Source organism: Microcystis aeruginosa FD4, assembly GCF_009792235.1.
Classification (GTDB): Bacteria; Cyanobacteriota; Cyanobacteriia; order Cyanobacteriales; family Microcystaceae; genus Microcystis; species Microcystis viridis.
In genome coordinates this window covers 4395900-4410874 of the sequence record NZ_CP046973.1, presented here as the reverse complement: position 1 = coordinate 4410874, position 14975 = coordinate 4395900, and the positions used below count along the sequence as shown (strand labels likewise).

Below are 14975 nucleotides of genomic sequence, written 5' to 3'. Positions count from 1 at the left end.
CTGCGTGTGAATTAAGCGGCGACGAGAGTAAATATGTTGCTCCTGGCTGTAGGCTTGGCTCCTCGTCCTTACTTAGTTCTGCGATCAGAAATTGCATCACCTTCAACTTGTCTGCACGAGGCAGACTTCTCAAAGTAGGAAATAGCTCTGCTATAGTCATCTGGCTTAGAGGATTGCATTACCTTTCCATTTTCTCATAAAGTTATCTATTCACCGTGCAAATTTCTCATAACTGAGCCATTTTCGAGCCAGTATTGTTTCGTTCCACCCAACCTACGAGGCTGTTGTGTTGGCGTTGAAAGCTTTGCCGTGTTCTTCTCGAATTTTATGAATTTCTTCAGCATACTTGAGAGTAAACCCGTAGGATTCCGCAGCCTTTTCCGCAGCAATGCGAGACTTAACTAAATAGTCATGGATAGACGTGCATTCCTCCGATAATCTTGTTTGAGTTTTATCTTTTTCTTGCAAAATCTCTGAGCGGATCATAAGTTATTCTCCTCTTTGAATAGTTCAAGTGGTGTGACAATTTCAGGTGTTGACAAACCAAGGCGGGCATTGATAACGCGAATATGCTTCCGTTTGTTAGCATTCGCTAGGTGGTTGCAATTCCAAGTAACGAGATATTGAATGTCGAAATAGCTGGCATAGGCAAGATGTAGAGCGTCGCCCACAAGAGACCTTGGCATGACATAGTTGGCAAGATAAAACTCGACAACTTGTTCAAGAGCAGAAGTCGGCGGTAGTAAAGGAATCGTCGAAACCAAATGAATAATTTCAGCTTTACGCGGATAGTTTCCGTTGGTTAGTTCTTGAAGCACGGCATCCGAAATATATAAATCATAATAACTGGACATCTCCGACCACCACTTCCTTGTGATTTCGGTAAAAGCTTTTAGATTTTCACGCTCATCAAAGTAATAACTCGGAACCGTGGAATCCAAGTACACTTTTTCTTTCATGATAATAACTGATCGACAAGACTAAATTAAAGCCTGAAGCAGCCGTATGGTAGCCCCCTCTATTCTACTATCCTATCTCTGTAACGAAGTTATTGCACTGTCATGCTTGACCTCGATCATTTCTCAGAGCGATCGCACTTGATCCCATTGAAACTTCTCCATTTTATCCCAAACATTAGCGGTGCGTTACACGCGCGTTAACGCACCCTACAAAATCGGCGTGCTGCTACGCAGTGCCTTCGGCATCGCACTTTTTCGATAATAATCGCATAACGCACGATTTCTATTCCTCAATTATTTGATTTAATTTTTCCTTGAAAATCGTTTCTATTTCTTTATAGGACATCGTTTGAGGTGCGGGATATTTAAAACTGTCTTTTTTTCGGCTTAATAATACTTCTAGTGCTTCACTAAAAATAGCTTCTTCATTTCGATGTTCCGAAAGATACTGACGGAGTTCTGCGTTAGTCATTTCCGAAGGTGATTTTTTCATAATTCAAAGTCCCAATTTCCCTGTTCATCGATTAAAATGCTGATGTCTTCATTGGTTCCCGCTAAAATATAAATAATTTTGAGTCGGCTATCATAGCGGAATAGGTATATCGGTTGGTAGAAAAAAGATAAGCAACTGACAAATAAAGATAGCGGTATCTTTCTGTTAGGTGTTATATTCTACAAGTCCTCGCGGGGAAAAATACGCAAAATGTCACGAGCAAAACGAGAACTAATCCCAGGTTATTCCTATCATATAACCATTCGCTGTAATAACCGAGAATTTCGCCTCACCCGTCTAGAATGCCGACAGGTGTTACTCTACGCTATCAAAAAAGCGATCGAGAAGTACGGATTCAAACTCTACGCGCTCTGTGTGATGAGTAACCATATTCACTATCTCATCGAACCGAAAGACGCAGAAGACTTGCCCAAAATCATGCACTGGTTGAACTGGTACACCGCCATGTGTTTTAACCGAATGCTGAATCGAACTGGTCACTTCTGGGAGAAACGCTATCACAGTAGCGGCTTTCCCACCACAGATACCAAGCGAGCGCTGAATACCCTACGCTATATTCACGCCAATCCGAAGGCTGCGGGAGTCCAAGTCGGATTCTTCTACGATTTTAGCGATTACGGGGTCTATGACCGACTCGGAGACGATGGCTTAACCACTTGGCATCCTGCGTTTTTGAGTCTGGGGGAAACCCTAGAGGAATGCGCGGCCAAATATCGCGGATTCTGCAAGAAATACCGGCCGCGACCGAAGCCGGAAACCCGCAACCACTGGGGAAGTAAGCTACTCGCGGGGATAAAGCCGAAGAAAAGGTCTAAAAAATCCTCTCCAGGCCAATTGTCTCTCTGGGAGGAGTGGGAGGAAGTCACCCCAGAAATTCTCGCGGTGGCGGATCAGTTCGTTTTTGCCAACGCCTACAACCCCCGCGTCGCCGGGGACATACTACAATCATGTCGCGGACAGGACGCGGGGCCTGGGTGACAGGTATCGAAAACCCAGAACCCGCATGGCTTCGTGGAAAACCAACCTGATACAATTCTTAAAAATTGGCTGTTACCTTTATATGTTACATTTTACAAGTCTCGACGCGAGAGAAGAGAGACACCCAACCCTTTAATTCCCTTATACCACGAGGGAGGTGTCCTAGGGGTGCTTTTAGGTCAAAAGTAACATCTTTGTAGTATATCCAGCTTTTATTCACTCGCCAGCCTACCCCATCTCCGAAAGCTTGCCAAACTCTTTCATTCTCTAGCCGCGTCCCACCAAGTTCGCGGTAGATTTTCGCCTGCACGGAAAAACCAAAGCGACCGCCACTATATTTAACCCATAATTGGTCAATGGTTCGCAAATCCTCGCAGGGAAAATTATCGATATCCTCTTCCCGTAGCCATCTGTCTTCTGTGCGGTTGGCAGCCTGTAGCATCACGTTGGCGGTTTCCTCGTCCGCTTGCTTCCATTGCTGCCGTTTTAATAAATCTTCTAATTTCCGATAATCGATTCCTTTGGCACTTTTGAGTTCGATTTCTGGCGGTGACGCGGGTTTCGGGGTTTCTGTTATCGTTTTCGCCGACTCGCCATTTGTCGGTTCCGTTTTAGGGGACGGTGGGATGGGTTGTTGTGCTAATTTTCGATTAATTCTGTCGTAATCTTGCCAGTATTTAGGTCTGGTTGTATCCAAAGCCAGAACTCGTCTCATCAACTGTCGCGCTTCCTCTAGCTTTCCCTCCACTTCCAACTCTAAAGCTTCCACTCGCAATAACTCTATATCGGCGATGATTGCCTGTTTCGGTAACAGAATCAGATGATTTTTATAATGCGGTTCGACAATAGAATGGAGAGTTTGCGGGGGTTTGTTGTGTTGTCGGTTGATTTCTGGAATCCTTTCGCGGAGACGATTACAGAGTCTTTCTACCGTAGCGCAGTTATTTTCCCCTTGGATTCGTAGCGCTTCTAAAAGGGCAAATGTAAACGAACCCTGTTGCATTTCGGGAATTTCGTAGGATTCCCCCGTCGGACTACAGGAAGCGATGGTTATCACTCCCTGTTGCTTTTGCCAGCCTACGGATTTATTGCTAAAGTCGTTCTCGTTGCGACAGGCATCGAGAAAGAGAATGATATTGTCCGCGCCGCATCTCCGTAAACGTTGGGTAACGTAATTGAGGGAAATGGTCGTCTGTTCGATTAAGGTCGGGTGTCCCTCGCTGGGAACGAGGTAATCCTGTCCCTGATGGCGTAATCCGTGACCACTGAAGAAAAACCAGAAGTTATCGCCGGTTTCCAAGCGTTGCGACTCGAAAAAGTCGTGCAGGAAAGCCATTAGATTTGTGTACGTCGGTTTCGTCTCCTGTTGGGAACCATTCGGCGCGGTTATTGGGTCAGACTCATCGGTAAACAGGAAAACTTCCTCGAAATTAATCTCGTCACGACAATAACGCGCCATCTCTACCGCGTCCTGCTTGGCACATTTGAGCGGTTTCAAGCGCTGATATTGATTTATCCCGATAATTAACCCATGATTCGCCATTAGTCCGCAGTCGGTGTATTTTTCTCGTCTCGCTTAAATTTTAGGGTTAATCCGCCTTTGGTGCCGGTCTTAATCCCCGTCCCTAATAATTTTACCTCACCTTCTCCGGTAATCTCTACGCAAAGCTCTACTTCATCGAGTTTAAAACCGGTTTGTTGGTTGACCTGTTTCTGTGCTTGATTGAAGACTTTGCCGATAAGCTGGAGAAAATGGGAAAGTTCTGTCTCTAGCTTCTCTATGCTCACTTTTACGCCGCGAGTCGCCGCTTCGGTGATAGTTTTCCTTTTGTCCCAGGGATTGTCATAGGTGTCGTTTCCTTTCGCATCTTTATCGACGCTGACGGGGGTATCTTCTGCGGTGATAATCCAAATAGTTTCTTCTGGCATAGCGTTCTCGTTTTTCGGCAATGGTTCTCTTTATTATAGAAAATTTGGGTTAAAACCCCGTCCTTTTAGGACGGCTTTAAGCTACAATGGAAAAAGCGATAACCAAGCTAAAAACTGAACCTTGACAACAGATAGTAAGGGGTTTCGTTCAGAAAAGACTTCAAATTCGGCCTTGAACGAGTAAAACTTTCTAGGAAATAAGGTTGAACATGAGATTTTTTCGACTTGTTCAAGGTGGCCGGAGGGCATTCGGACACTGAAAACGGACGGGTCGAAAGTGTCAGACTTAAGCAATTAAGCGTTTTTCGCTATCTGCGTCAACCCCGTTGACGCGACCACCCTAAAAAAGTGGCGTGGTGAGGAATCGCCGTCCGTTTTACGGCGGCGAGGATGTCAATCTAGAGTGACCTAAATTTACGGTAGGTTACGCTTCGCTAACCCATCCTTCGATCGCCCTCGCAGGAGATAAGGTAGATGCTATCATGATCGAATGAAACCTAAAATCGTGGTCGATACGAGCGTTTTCATCAGTGCCTTAATCGGATCGAGGGGGCCTGCGAGAGAAGTTATCCGACGGTGTTTGCAAGGTGATTACCGTCCTTTGATGGGAAACGCACTATTTACCGAATACGAATCGGTGATCGAGCGCGAGGAAATCAAGGCTAAATGTCCCCTAAGCGAACAAGATCTGCGAGAATTACACGCAGCCTTTATCGCCGTCTGTGAGTGGGTTTATATTTATTATTTGTGGCGACCCAATCTAAAGGATGAGGCCGATAACCATTTGGTCGAGTTAGCGATCGCTGGTAGTGCTGGAATTATCGTCACCAATAACATCAGAGATTTTCACAATACCGAATTACTTTTTCCCGAACTATCGATCCTCAAACCAGAAAACCTAATCCAGAGTTAATCTATGGTTACTCTCACAATCCGACTTCCCGACGACAAACACGATCGACTCAAAGAAATTGCCCGCAGCCGGGGTATCAGCATCAATAAACTAATCGAGGAATTATCAATGATCGCCCTCGCTGAAAACGACGCTTATACTCGCTTTCAAGCGATTGCTGCTAATGGCAACCCTGATCGGGGTCTGGAATTACTGGCAAAACTAGATTCTTTGGGGTGATTTTCTCGATAATTTCCGTCAAACAATCAATTTTAATCCTTGATCTTGATATAACTGCTCCCAAGTTAATTGAGAAATTTTCCTGAAAGTTTTCAGAGCGGATGATGCTTCACTTTTGGGTAAATTGAATAAATCTCGCTCAAAAATCGGGTTGTTCAGATCAAGTAAAACCTTACTCATGATTTTCGAGTTTGCTCTCTAGGGATTCTAGATCTGATAACTGCGGTGGATGATTAGCATTCCATGTCAGAGCTTGATCTAATTTTTCTCGAAAAGGCGATCGATTTATCCAGTCTTCGTTTACGGGAGAGCGATCGAGTAAATTTTGATAAAACTCATTAACAACTGCCGTTTTTTCCCCTGTTTCATCGACAATATACTGAATACCTTTCATAATTGAAATTGTTGTGAGATGGACATTAATCGATAACTATATTTGAATCGATGCACGAGAAGATATGGATTTTGCAAGTTCTTGTCTAGCATCTTCCGATAGAGAACAACCAAAATCTAGAATCTCGATCAAAACTAACTGATCGTCCTCGGAATAATGTAATATTGTTTTCCCTTCCTCCTCTGCGTAAGCAATTGGATTATTGTTTAACTCAATTAATAAAGCATCCACATCTGGGCTATAGTGTATCTTTTTCATATCGGGATATCCTACCGGGGTAAAGGGTGATGATTAAGAAAAAAGCACTGAATTCTCGATAAACTACTCGAATCACTAAATTATCATTGAACTTTTTTTGTGCGATTCGCTTGTTGTCTTCAGAGATTTCTATTTTGTCAGGAAATTGTACGGTTTCGAGGATAAATTCAGGAGTGATAAAAATTCCACGAGCGGATAGCAAATTCAATTTGATTCTAGAATGCTCACTAAATCGAACTTCTTTCATTTATCCAACCAATATTATATCGCCAACCTGTAACAGGAATCGAAACCCTATCAATTTTTTCGATAATAATCGCATAACGCACGATTTCTATTCCTCAATTATTTGATTTAATTTTTCCTTGAAAATCGTTTCTATTTCTTTATAGGACATCATTTGAGGTGCGGGATATTTAAAACCGTCTTTTTTTCCGCTTAATAATACTTCTAGTGCTTCCCTAAAAATAGCTTCTTCATTTCGATGTTCCGAAAGATACTGACGGAGTTCTGCGTTAGTCATTTCCGAAGGTGATTTTTTCATAATTCAAAGTTCCAATTTCCCTGTTCATCGATTAAAATGCTGATGTCTTCATTGGTTCCCGCTAAAATATAAATAATTTTGAGTCGGCTATCATAGCGGAATAGGTATATCGGTTGGTAGAAAAAAGATAAGCAACTGACAAATAAAGATAGCGGTATCTTTCTGTTTTTGAGTCGGCAAATATCTTCTCCTAGAATTGTGCCAGCTTTATTATCCCAGAACCCGCATGGCTTCGTGGAAAATCAACCCGATACAATTCTTAAAAATTGGCTGTTACCTTTATATGTTACATTTTACAAGTCTCGACGCGAGAGAATAAAATAGAGACCCAGTTCCGCCACCAACTCCTCCCCAATTCCACAAATCAAAGATTCGGCATGGTAGATGTCCTCTAGGTGCATTGATATCGAAAATAGCCCTGTCGTATCTAATGTTTTTATTCCCCTTTCGCCATCCTATAATCAAACCGAAGTCATCCCAGAGCTTATCATTATATTGTTGACCATTATCAAGCCGATCAAATATTTGTTTTTGAATCGAAAAGCCAAACTTTTCTTGGCTATATTTTAACCATAGTTGATCAATTATTTGTAAGTCTTCACAAGGGAAAATATCTATATCTTCAACTCTTAAAAATTTATGTCTGTTACAAATTCTCAGCATAGTTTCAAAAGTTATTATGTCCGCTTGCTTCCATTGCTGCCGTTTTAATAAATCTTCTAATTTCCGATAATCGATTCCTTTGGCACTTTTAAGCTGGATAGATGGGGGAGTTTGGGGAACGGAAATAACGGGATTAACAGGCTTTTGAATAGTTGTCTGGGGAATAAATACTGATGTTTTTATCTGCAAAGCTTGCAATACTTCTGACGCTGATTGATAGCGTTTTTTCGTGCCAAACTCGATTAATTTATCGAAAATATTCCCTAACTCATTACTAACAGGATTATTAACTAACGACTGTCGCCATACCCATTGGTGTTCTCCCCCATCGAATAAATCAAAGGGAGATATTCCTGTTAATAAATAAATGCCAGTTACACCCAAACTATACAAATCACTGGCATTAACTGCTTTCCCGTTCCCCTGTTCTGGTGCGACGTATTCCGCAGAACCGATAATTGTTCCTGTCATGGAACGATTTAAAGGACTGACAAATTTTGCCGCCCCAAAATCGACTAAAATCAATTTATTATCGCTTTTTCTGCGAATAATATTTTCGGGTTTAATGTCGCGATGAATTACTTGTTTACTATGAATAAATTCTAGAATCGGTAAAATCTCTGATAAAAGATGTTTAATTTTGGCTTCGTTAAATACTCCTTCCTGTTTTAATTCTTGTTCGAGATTTTGTCCTTCGATATATTCCTGTACGAGGTATTGTCGCCCATCATTAGCGGTAAAATAGGCGTAAAGTTCGGGGATTTGTGGGTATCTTCCCAAACTATCTAAACGAATCGCTTCTTCTTTAAATAATTCTGCTGCTTTTTGTAAAGTTCCTGTTCCCTGCGCGGATGGGAAAAATTGTTTAATGACGCAGTAGGGTTTTGAGGGTTTATCCTCATCTATCGCTTGAAATGTCTTACCAAAACCCCCTTGACCGATTAATTTTAGCGCTCGATAACGTTCTCTGAGCAGTAATTGAGAACCGCACTTATGACAGAATTTATCCGTGGGGGTGTTTTTGTGCGAACAATCGGGATTGAGACAGAGACTCATAGCCGTTTGACAAGTATGGGAAGATTAATCCCTATTATACTAAATCCGTTGAGTAACGCACAGAAAACGGGTTTCTCGGAGAAACCCGTTTTCTGCTCATGTAAAAGGCAAAAAGGGGAATAAATAATCAGTCTTTAAGTAGGTAGGCGTTAAAAATTATCAGACACAACCCTTATCAAGGAGGGACTAAGGGTAGGGTTGATTCATGAATCAACCCTACTATGAATCAACCCTACTATGAATCAACCCTACTATGAATCAACCCTACTATGAATCAACCCTACTATGAATCAACCCTAGGACTAAGGGGGGATCGAACCTAAAACCCATTTTTAATTTAATTATAACCAGCTACTTAATAACCAGATTTAGTATTATACAAAAAGAAAGCAAGCTAGGGCGACTCTAGTGGGCAAATTTTCTCTGATAATTGGTTGAAAATACCGACAAAAATAGGTGAGTTAGCAAAGCGTAACCCACCCGATATCTATTTTGGGTTTTAAACCGTTTCTACCAAGGGACGGGTTAATTTATCCAACTGTTGGGTTAACAAACTCAGGAATAAACCCACATCGGTGACAATACCCACCGATTCTACGGAACCTCGATCGCTTAATTTTGTCACCACGGCCGGGTTAATATCGACACAGACCATTTTTACCCCTGCCGGTGTCATATTGCCCACACCGATGGAATGGAGCATACTAGAGAGCATGAGAATCATGTCTGCACCTTGAATTAAGCGGGAATATTCTTCCTGTGCTTTAATTAAATCCATCTCCGTATCCGGAAGCGGACCATCATCGCGAATTGAACCGGCCAAACTGAAGGGGATATTATTCTTGACGCATTCATACATTACGCCTTTTGTCAATACCCCGGCCGATACAGCTTTGGCGATGCTGCCGTGACGACGGATGAGGTTGATAATCTTGAGGTGGTGACGATGGCCACCGCGCACCGGGATGCCTTTCTGCATATCTACCCCTAAAGAAGTACCCATGATCGCCTGTTCCATGTCGTGAACTGCGATCGCATTTCCCCCCAGTAAAGCGTGAACGTAACCATCGCGGATTAAACGGGAGAGATGTTGCGCTCCTCCGGTGTGAATGACCACTGGACCTGCCGTTACCACCACTTTACCGCCTTGGTCGCGAATTTTACGCATTTCCCAGGCAATCTGCTCCACGGTTAACTCGACTCGGCGCTCGCTGGAAACCCCCGCACCCATAAAGGTAAATTCCTGGGTGCTGTTGCGTTGTTCCCGGGATTCCGCCTGTCGGATAGTACGGATGCCCTCAACTCCCACCATAACGCGATCGCCAGCTTTTAAATCCCGTAGCAGAGTACATTTGGCCGTTTTGCCTTCCGCACCTTCAGTGACGACGATGGCTGCATCCATGCGTTGATTTTCCACCCGCACCCATTCACAGCTAACCCGCACTTCCGTGGGATAGATGGTGCTGACATAAAAATCATCGGGAGCAACCCCATCTTGTGTCACCACTGCGGTATTGACATCACAGATTTCTTGGGGACGAGCGGCTGCACCGAGGTCGATCAATTGTACCATGATCTCCTCCATTACCTCGTGGGAGGGTGCAGAAACGCGCACTTCTGCTGAGGAGGTACTTTGGCGCTCAATCCCCAAAGTGAAGTTTAAAACCTTGAAGCTGCCCCCATTTCCTACCACAACATCGAGAGCTTTATTCATAATTCCCGCATCGAGAAGATGACCTTCTAACTGGAGAATGCGACTTTCAATGGTGACATTAGCGTGATGGTCTGGAATTAAGGGTTCCGTGGTACGCAGGGTTAAACATTTGGCTGCACCTCCTGCTTTTAAGAACTCCGTCAGGGGAGTTTGTACCACTTCAAAGCTTTTTGCTGCTAACTTATGTTGTAAATCGTCACTAATTTTATTCATGACGATTACTTGACCGATATTCACAGCATTACAAGCAAAGTTAACTGCATCTGCTTCTTCAACGATAATGCGTTTTTCTTCAGGAATTTTTAACTCAATTAACCGATTAGAATAGGCATCAAAAGCATCGGGATAGTAGAGTAGATAACCGCCACTAAGGGGACAAAAACAGGTATCAAGGTGATAGAAACGTTCATCGATTAAACGTAGGGACAAAACCTCGATATCGAGCCATTTAGCGATTAAAGGGTGGGAATCTAACTCGGTTCTGAAGCCATATCCTGCCCATAACCAACGTCCTTCCCGATCTAATAATGCGTCTCCTGCACCTTCAAAGGGTAAATCTTTTGGCAGTTCATGAACCGTAAAACCGTTATCTTCAAACCACTGTTTAAAATAGGGTTCTTCTCCCTGTCTTTCTTTGTGTAAAAAGCGACTTAAAACGACAGTTTTTTCCAGAACTAAACCTGCATTAGCGGTAAAAACCATGTCGGGCCAGCCTTTTTCTGGTGTGACTAAATCCACGAGCGCCCGATCTTTGAGAATATGATAAAGCTGCTGCCATTGTTGCCTAGCTTTTTCCTGGGAAGATTTGTGAATGTTGCCCTCCATCCAAGGATTAATCACATAATCCACATCGTAATGATCGGGAGAACACATCAAAAAGCGAATAGTTTCAGTCATATTTTTTGACAATGAATATTCAGTATAAGTAGTCTGGAGATAAGTTTAGACCAATCTTCTATTATACTCTACTTTGCCCCAAAATATCAATAGGTCTAAGATTAGGACAATTCCCGCTCTAGAAGCTAAAAACAGCCTGATTTTAGCCGATAACTGACGGCTAGAAGCTTAAATTATTGTAAATCCTGATGTTTAAATAACCCCATAAATTTCGATTTGCGTCCGTGTTCCTTAATCAAACTTTCCCGATAAGTTTGCCATTCTTCCCGTCTTCCTGACATATAAAAGGCATTACGAGCTTTTTTCAGCCATTTAATCGCTTCTTCGTAGCGATCAGCCTTTTTTTCGTCGAGTATCTTTTCCGCAGGAGGACGCGCGTGATCGATCACCCAGTTAGGATCTACGGTAGCAGCCGCATCCATTATCCGCCAAATTAGGTGAGACTGCACATAGGAATTATCAGAAACGACTTTAATTGCATCTCTAACTAAATTTTCGTGGAGAAATATATCGATTTTAGCCTCTGTGGAACGTCCACCGCTAAACTCGCGCAAGTAATCTAACAAGTCTAGTTTTAAATCGGGCCAATCTTCCCCCGCTAAAGACTCAATTTTTTGGTAATGGGAAAAGGAAGGTTGGTCTTGAAATGCCTTAATTCTAGCAGCCAAAGCTGTATCTATATCCCCTAAAGATTGCGCTAGTTCACTTGTCCAGAGAGCTAATTGATAATAAGAATTTCCTGGGAAATTTAGACCCCCCCTGGCAATTATGAGAGCGGATTCTGGTGCGGATTCATCGCGTAAAGCTTTGGCAAAAAAGAAGGCTTCATCGTTTTTAGTTATCATGTTTTTTGCCGCTGCCATCGCTTCATCAATGCGATCAAGATAGACTAACTTAGTTAGGTATTCTACCACTTGTCCTGAAGCTAAAGCTAGATTCAAATACTCCTGATCTTTTTCCTGTTGCTCGAAAATTTCTAAGCGAATAGAAGTTAATGTTTGGGCATAATCGGGGATATTCCCTGACCACATTTCTGAAAAATTAGCCGATTCTCCTCGTAAAATCTTCTCTAAAACTGGATCGTCCCATCCCTGTTGTAAGGCTGCTAAACTCATCTCAAAATCAGCACTCCATTCATGCTGCCATTGCTCGATCTTTTCCTTTAAATCTTGCTTTTCTTGGGGATTAAATTCTTTACTTAAAATTGCTGCGGTTAGAACTCGATCGATTCTGGCACTTAAATCATCATTAACAGCACCGTAATCTTCTAAATTATCCCATTCCTCGATACAGGCGCTAATAATTGCTTCTAAAATAGCGATCGCATTATCTGGTTCTCCCTTTTGATAATAATCTTGGGACTCATCCACTAGGGCATAAATTTCATTAGAAATTGGGTCTTCTTCGTAGTAATCTTCTTCGATCGCTCGCAGGGATTGCCGCAGTTCATTACGGACAGTATTACGATAAGCTTTGACATTAATAGTTATCTTCCCTCCCGCTTTATTAACTGGGGTAGCTGGAAATAAAAACCTATCAATTGTCTCGATAATTTCTGGGTGTTTAGCCACTAAATGATTAAGCAATTTTCTTAATTTACTTTCATCGATTGGTGTCAATAACTCCTCTAGAGAGGCTTTTTTGATAATTAATTCTGGTTGACGAGAACAGGTTAATAAAACCGCCACAATATGCTTACACCAACCCTCGTAATCGTAGGGACAGGAACAGGAAACATTCTCAAGATTATCTTGGTTAAAATCGATAGCAACTCGATAGGGTTTAACCTCACTACCACTCACTAAAGCTTGCAGATTTTGCCCCCGTTGCCAAAGAGAAATAACTGCACCATTATCGTAATAATATTGACCGCGCTGATAGGAAGCATTGGTGCTATTTTGCCGGATAATTTTTTCATTGATAGGAGGAATAGTCATAGTCAGAAAAGGAGAGGATTGGGTGATAAAATCTTGTCTGTGTCAAGAAAACTGCCAGCACCGAGGCGGACCAGTGCATCAGCAACCGAGTCAACTTATCTTCAGTTTAGCCTAAATGTGCTATAGTGAAGACACTATGGAAATTAAAAACATTCCTCTGTCCCAAATTCGTCGTCCTTTACCGCGACAAACCGATCCCGAAAAAGTTAATCAGTTGATGCAATCGATCGCTGAGGAGGGATTACGAGAACCGATCGATGTTTTAGAAGTGGATGGTGACTACTACGGTTTTTCCGGTTGCCATCGCTTTGTAGCTCATCAGCGTCTCGGTAAAGAAACAATTCTCTGTCTTTGTTCGTCGCGCTCCTAAATCCGTTTTAGCTAAACACATCGCTTAAGCTGAGAAGTCCCATGAATGAGTCCTTATATAAATATCATCGGCAAAAATTAGAGCAGTTAATGGCAGAAATTGGCTGTAAAAATCTGGAAGAATTGAGTCGGTTATCGGGTCTATCTTCTTGGCAATTGCAGAGAGTTCGCCATGGTTTAATCGCCAAATTATCCTCTGAATCTTTGGTGAAATTAGCTAAGGGTCTGCAGCTGCCAGTTAGGGATCTACTCGCTCATTTTGAAATTCCGACTATGCAGCCAGAGGATCATTCAGGGGAATTAAAAATTCTCGAACAAGAGTATCAAAATTTACAGCAAAAATTAGACAAGCAAAAAGAAGAATTAGCCGCAGAATTTCAACGTCAAAGCATCGAAGCGATCGAATCTTGGTTAGTTCAATGGCCCACGGCCGAGGCCGTTGCCCGCAAAAATACTGACCTAGCAGCGGTCAAAATCCTCTCTTTAGTTAAACCGATTATGCAGTTACTGGAGCGCTGGGGAGTGCAACCAATTGACAGTGTCGGTGATCATGTTAGTTACGATCCGCAAATCCATCAATTGATCGATGGTCAGGTAGAAATAGGTACACCTGTTCTAGTGCGTTATCGGGGCTATCGTCATGGGGAAAAACTACTTTATCGTGCTAAAGTGAGTTTAATTAAAGTAGAAATGCCAGAAATTGAACCAGCAGAAACAGAAAATGTCACCGCTTAAAGGGATGATTCTTGCAGAACTTTAGTGCTGTGAAAACCTCTTCGGAGAAGTTCTCTGAAAACGCTATCGATAATTGATCGCAAAAGCAAAGAAAATTTTTCCAGCATCTTGACAAATTTGCTTATATGTGCTGGGAAAAATTCCCCCATGGTCTGCTTTTATCTCATTGGTAAAGATTGCAATCCAAAACAGAGACCTTGACACACTCGTGTTAGGAAATTTAAGTAGCCGTAGGTTGGGTTGAGCAATAATAACTCTTGTCTGTCAAATATTAGCGACGCTTGAGCGAAACCCAACCACACCAATGTCGTCAATAATGTTGGGTTTCTAACTGGGATTGGTGCGTTACGCTAACGCTAACGCACCCTACAAGCTACACTCGAATTTTGGAGGTAATCCAATGATGATTATGTTCATCAAAATTTCACAATTAATTGCAATTGGTTTACTGTTGTTAGTAGGCTGTTCCGCAGAACCTAGCAATAAAGTAACACTGAAGGTAATATCAAAATATGAATTAATTCAAGTAGGAGACTCTATTGCTTTCAGAAGATGTTAAGTAGCCAATCTAGTTTGTAAATGTCTTAACCCTTGTTGTAAAGGGACACAACTAACTTCATTGAGAAAGTCTAATTCTTCTTGCTTTTTCCAATCGGTTAGCATTGAAGAAGTTTGAGCATATCCTACTCTTTCTTGTCTTTCGTACCATGCTTGTGTTCTGAGATGGAGTGCCTTATTGTCAACCAATCTTACACAGCCCAAAGTGCGCCGCAATAGCGACTCTTGTTCGGGTGTGGGGTAAAATCGGGAAGAATAGGCTTTTTCCATGTCTCACATTTTAGCATATATTTGGTAAATGCGCTAGTATTTAACGGTAAAGCCGTCGTAGAACGACG

At 42.3% G+C, this 14975-nt stretch carries 18 protein-coding genes and 2 pseudogenes; 5 read left to right on the top strand and 15 right to left on the bottom strand.

All coding sequences use genetic code 11. The annotated features are described in order from the left end of the window. Window positions 1-273: 273 nt before the first annotated feature. The 4 genes from GQR42_RS21870 to GQR42_RS30135 form a co-directional block, all read right to left on the bottom strand. Window positions 274-486 (bottom strand): hypothetical protein, encoded by a 213-nt coding sequence (locus tag GQR42_RS21870; RefSeq protein ID WP_158201604.1) that lies wholly within the window; start codon window positions 484-486, stop codon window positions 274-276. Continuing rightward, complete coding sequence (locus GQR42_RS21865) at window positions 483-959, bottom strand: type II toxin-antitoxin system VapC family toxin (protein WP_158201603.1); 477 nt, start codon at window positions 957-959, stop codon at window positions 483-485. Before GQR42_RS21865 ends, GQR42_RS21870 begins: the two co-directional genes overlap by 4 nt. A gap of 283 nt (window positions 960-1242) precedes the next feature. Further along, on the bottom strand, window positions 1243-1452 hold the full coding sequence (locus GQR42_RS21860) for a DUF6887 family protein (protein ID WP_149989501.1): 210 nt from the start codon (window positions 1450-1452) through the stop codon (window positions 1243-1245). Continuing rightward, window positions 1449-1529 (bottom strand): hypothetical protein, encoded by an 81-nt coding sequence (locus GQR42_RS30135; RefSeq protein WP_371731326.1) that lies wholly within the window; start codon window positions 1527-1529, stop codon window positions 1449-1451. Before GQR42_RS30135 ends, GQR42_RS21860 begins: the two co-directional genes overlap by 4 nt. 133 nt (window positions 1530-1662) lie before the next feature. Between GQR42_RS30135 and GQR42_RS21855 the strand changes: the two genes are divergently transcribed. Then, window positions 1663-2451, top strand: coding sequence for a transposase (locus tag GQR42_RS21855; protein WP_002775429.1), 789 nt, complete (start codon window positions 1663-1665; stop codon window positions 2449-2451). A gap of 85 nt (window positions 2452-2536) precedes the next feature. On the opposite strand, the gene GQR42_RS21850 is transcribed toward GQR42_RS21855, so the two are convergent. Both GQR42_RS21850 and GQR42_RS21845 read right to left on the bottom strand, forming a co-directional pair. Beyond that, window positions 2537-3994: a GUN4 domain-containing protein gene (locus GQR42_RS21850; protein ID WP_158201602.1), complete on the bottom strand. Its 1458-nt coding sequence runs from the start codon at window positions 3992-3994 to the stop codon at window positions 2537-2539. Beyond that, the gene (locus GQR42_RS21845) at window positions 3994-4380 is read right to left on the bottom strand and encodes a Pepco domain-containing protein (RefSeq protein ID WP_158201601.1); all 387 of its coding nucleotides are present in this window, start codon (window positions 4378-4380) and stop codon (window positions 3994-3996) included. Before GQR42_RS21845 ends, GQR42_RS21850 begins: the two co-directional genes overlap by 1 nt. Before the next feature lie 490 nt (window positions 4381-4870). On the opposite strand from GQR42_RS21845, the gene GQR42_RS21840 reads away from it, so the two are divergent. Beyond that, complete coding sequence (locus tag GQR42_RS21840; protein WP_158201600.1) at window positions 4871-5293, top strand: putative toxin-antitoxin system toxin component, PIN family; 423 nt, start codon at window positions 4871-4873, stop codon at window positions 5291-5293. A 3-nt stretch (window positions 5294-5296) separates the two neighbouring features. Beyond that, a complete protein-coding gene (locus GQR42_RS21835; RefSeq protein ID WP_158201599.1) occupies window positions 5297-5512 on the top strand; it encodes a CopG family transcriptional regulator in 216 nt (71 codons plus the stop codon). 18 nt (window positions 5513-5530) lie between these two features. Here the strand turns inward: GQR42_RS21835 and GQR42_RS21830 are convergent, their stop codons facing one another. From GQR42_RS21830 to GQR42_RS21795, 8 genes are all read right to left on the bottom strand, one after another. Continuing rightward, window positions 5531-5692, bottom strand: a complete 162-nt coding sequence (locus GQR42_RS21830; protein ID WP_158201598.1) for a hypothetical protein — start codon at window positions 5690-5692, stop codon at window positions 5531-5533. Beyond that, on the bottom strand, window positions 5685-5906 hold the full coding sequence (locus GQR42_RS21825; RefSeq protein WP_158201597.1) for a hypothetical protein: 222 nt from the start codon (window positions 5904-5906) through the stop codon (window positions 5685-5687). The genes GQR42_RS21830 and GQR42_RS21825 overlap by 8 nt, the downstream gene beginning before the upstream one ends. Before the next feature lie 36 nt (window positions 5907-5942). Further along, window positions 5943-6164 (bottom strand): DUF2283 domain-containing protein, encoded by a 222-nt coding sequence (locus GQR42_RS21820; protein WP_158201596.1) that lies wholly within the window; start codon window positions 6162-6164, stop codon window positions 5943-5945. Between the two features lie 334 nt (window positions 6165-6498). Beyond that, a complete protein-coding gene (locus GQR42_RS21810; RefSeq protein WP_158201595.1) occupies window positions 6499-6708 on the bottom strand; it encodes a DUF6887 family protein in 210 nt (69 codons plus the stop codon). Further along, window positions 6705-6785, bottom strand: a complete 81-nt coding sequence (locus GQR42_RS30130; RefSeq protein WP_371731325.1) for a hypothetical protein — start codon at window positions 6783-6785, stop codon at window positions 6705-6707. The genes GQR42_RS21810 and GQR42_RS30130 overlap by 4 nt, the downstream gene beginning before the upstream one ends. A 202-nt stretch (window positions 6786-6987) precedes the next feature. Further along, complete coding sequence (locus GQR42_RS21805) at window positions 6988-8427, bottom strand: protein kinase domain-containing protein (RefSeq protein WP_158201594.1); 1440 nt, start codon at window positions 8425-8427, stop codon at window positions 6988-6990. A 499-nt stretch (window positions 8428-8926) separates the two neighbouring features. After that, complete coding sequence (gene argZ, locus GQR42_RS21800; protein WP_158201593.1) at window positions 8927-11038, bottom strand: bifunctional arginine dihydrolase/ornithine cyclodeaminase; 2112 nt, start codon at window positions 11036-11038, stop codon at window positions 8927-8929. 173 nt (window positions 11039-11211) lie between these two features. After that, complete coding sequence (locus tag GQR42_RS21795; RefSeq protein ID WP_158201592.1) at window positions 11212-12975, bottom strand: SWIM zinc finger family protein; 1764 nt, start codon at window positions 12973-12975, stop codon at window positions 11212-11214. A 115-nt stretch (window positions 12976-13090) separates the two neighbouring features. Between GQR42_RS21795 and GQR42_RS21790 the strand changes: the two are divergent. Both GQR42_RS21790 and GQR42_RS21785 read left to right on the top strand, forming a co-directional pair. Further along, window positions 13091-13373: pseudogene (locus GQR42_RS21790) on the top strand (ParB N-terminal domain-containing protein). A gap of 13 nt (window positions 13374-13386) precedes the next feature. Then, complete coding sequence (locus GQR42_RS21785; RefSeq protein ID WP_158201591.1) at window positions 13387-14079, top strand: helix-turn-helix domain-containing protein; 693 nt, start codon at window positions 13387-13389, stop codon at window positions 14077-14079. Between the two features lie 570 nt (window positions 14080-14649). Here the strand turns inward: GQR42_RS21785 and GQR42_RS21775 are convergent. Beyond that, a pseudogene (locus GQR42_RS21775) lies at window positions 14650-14907 on the bottom strand (helix-turn-helix domain-containing protein); the annotation flags it as partial. Window positions 14908-14975 lie beyond the last annotated feature (68 nt).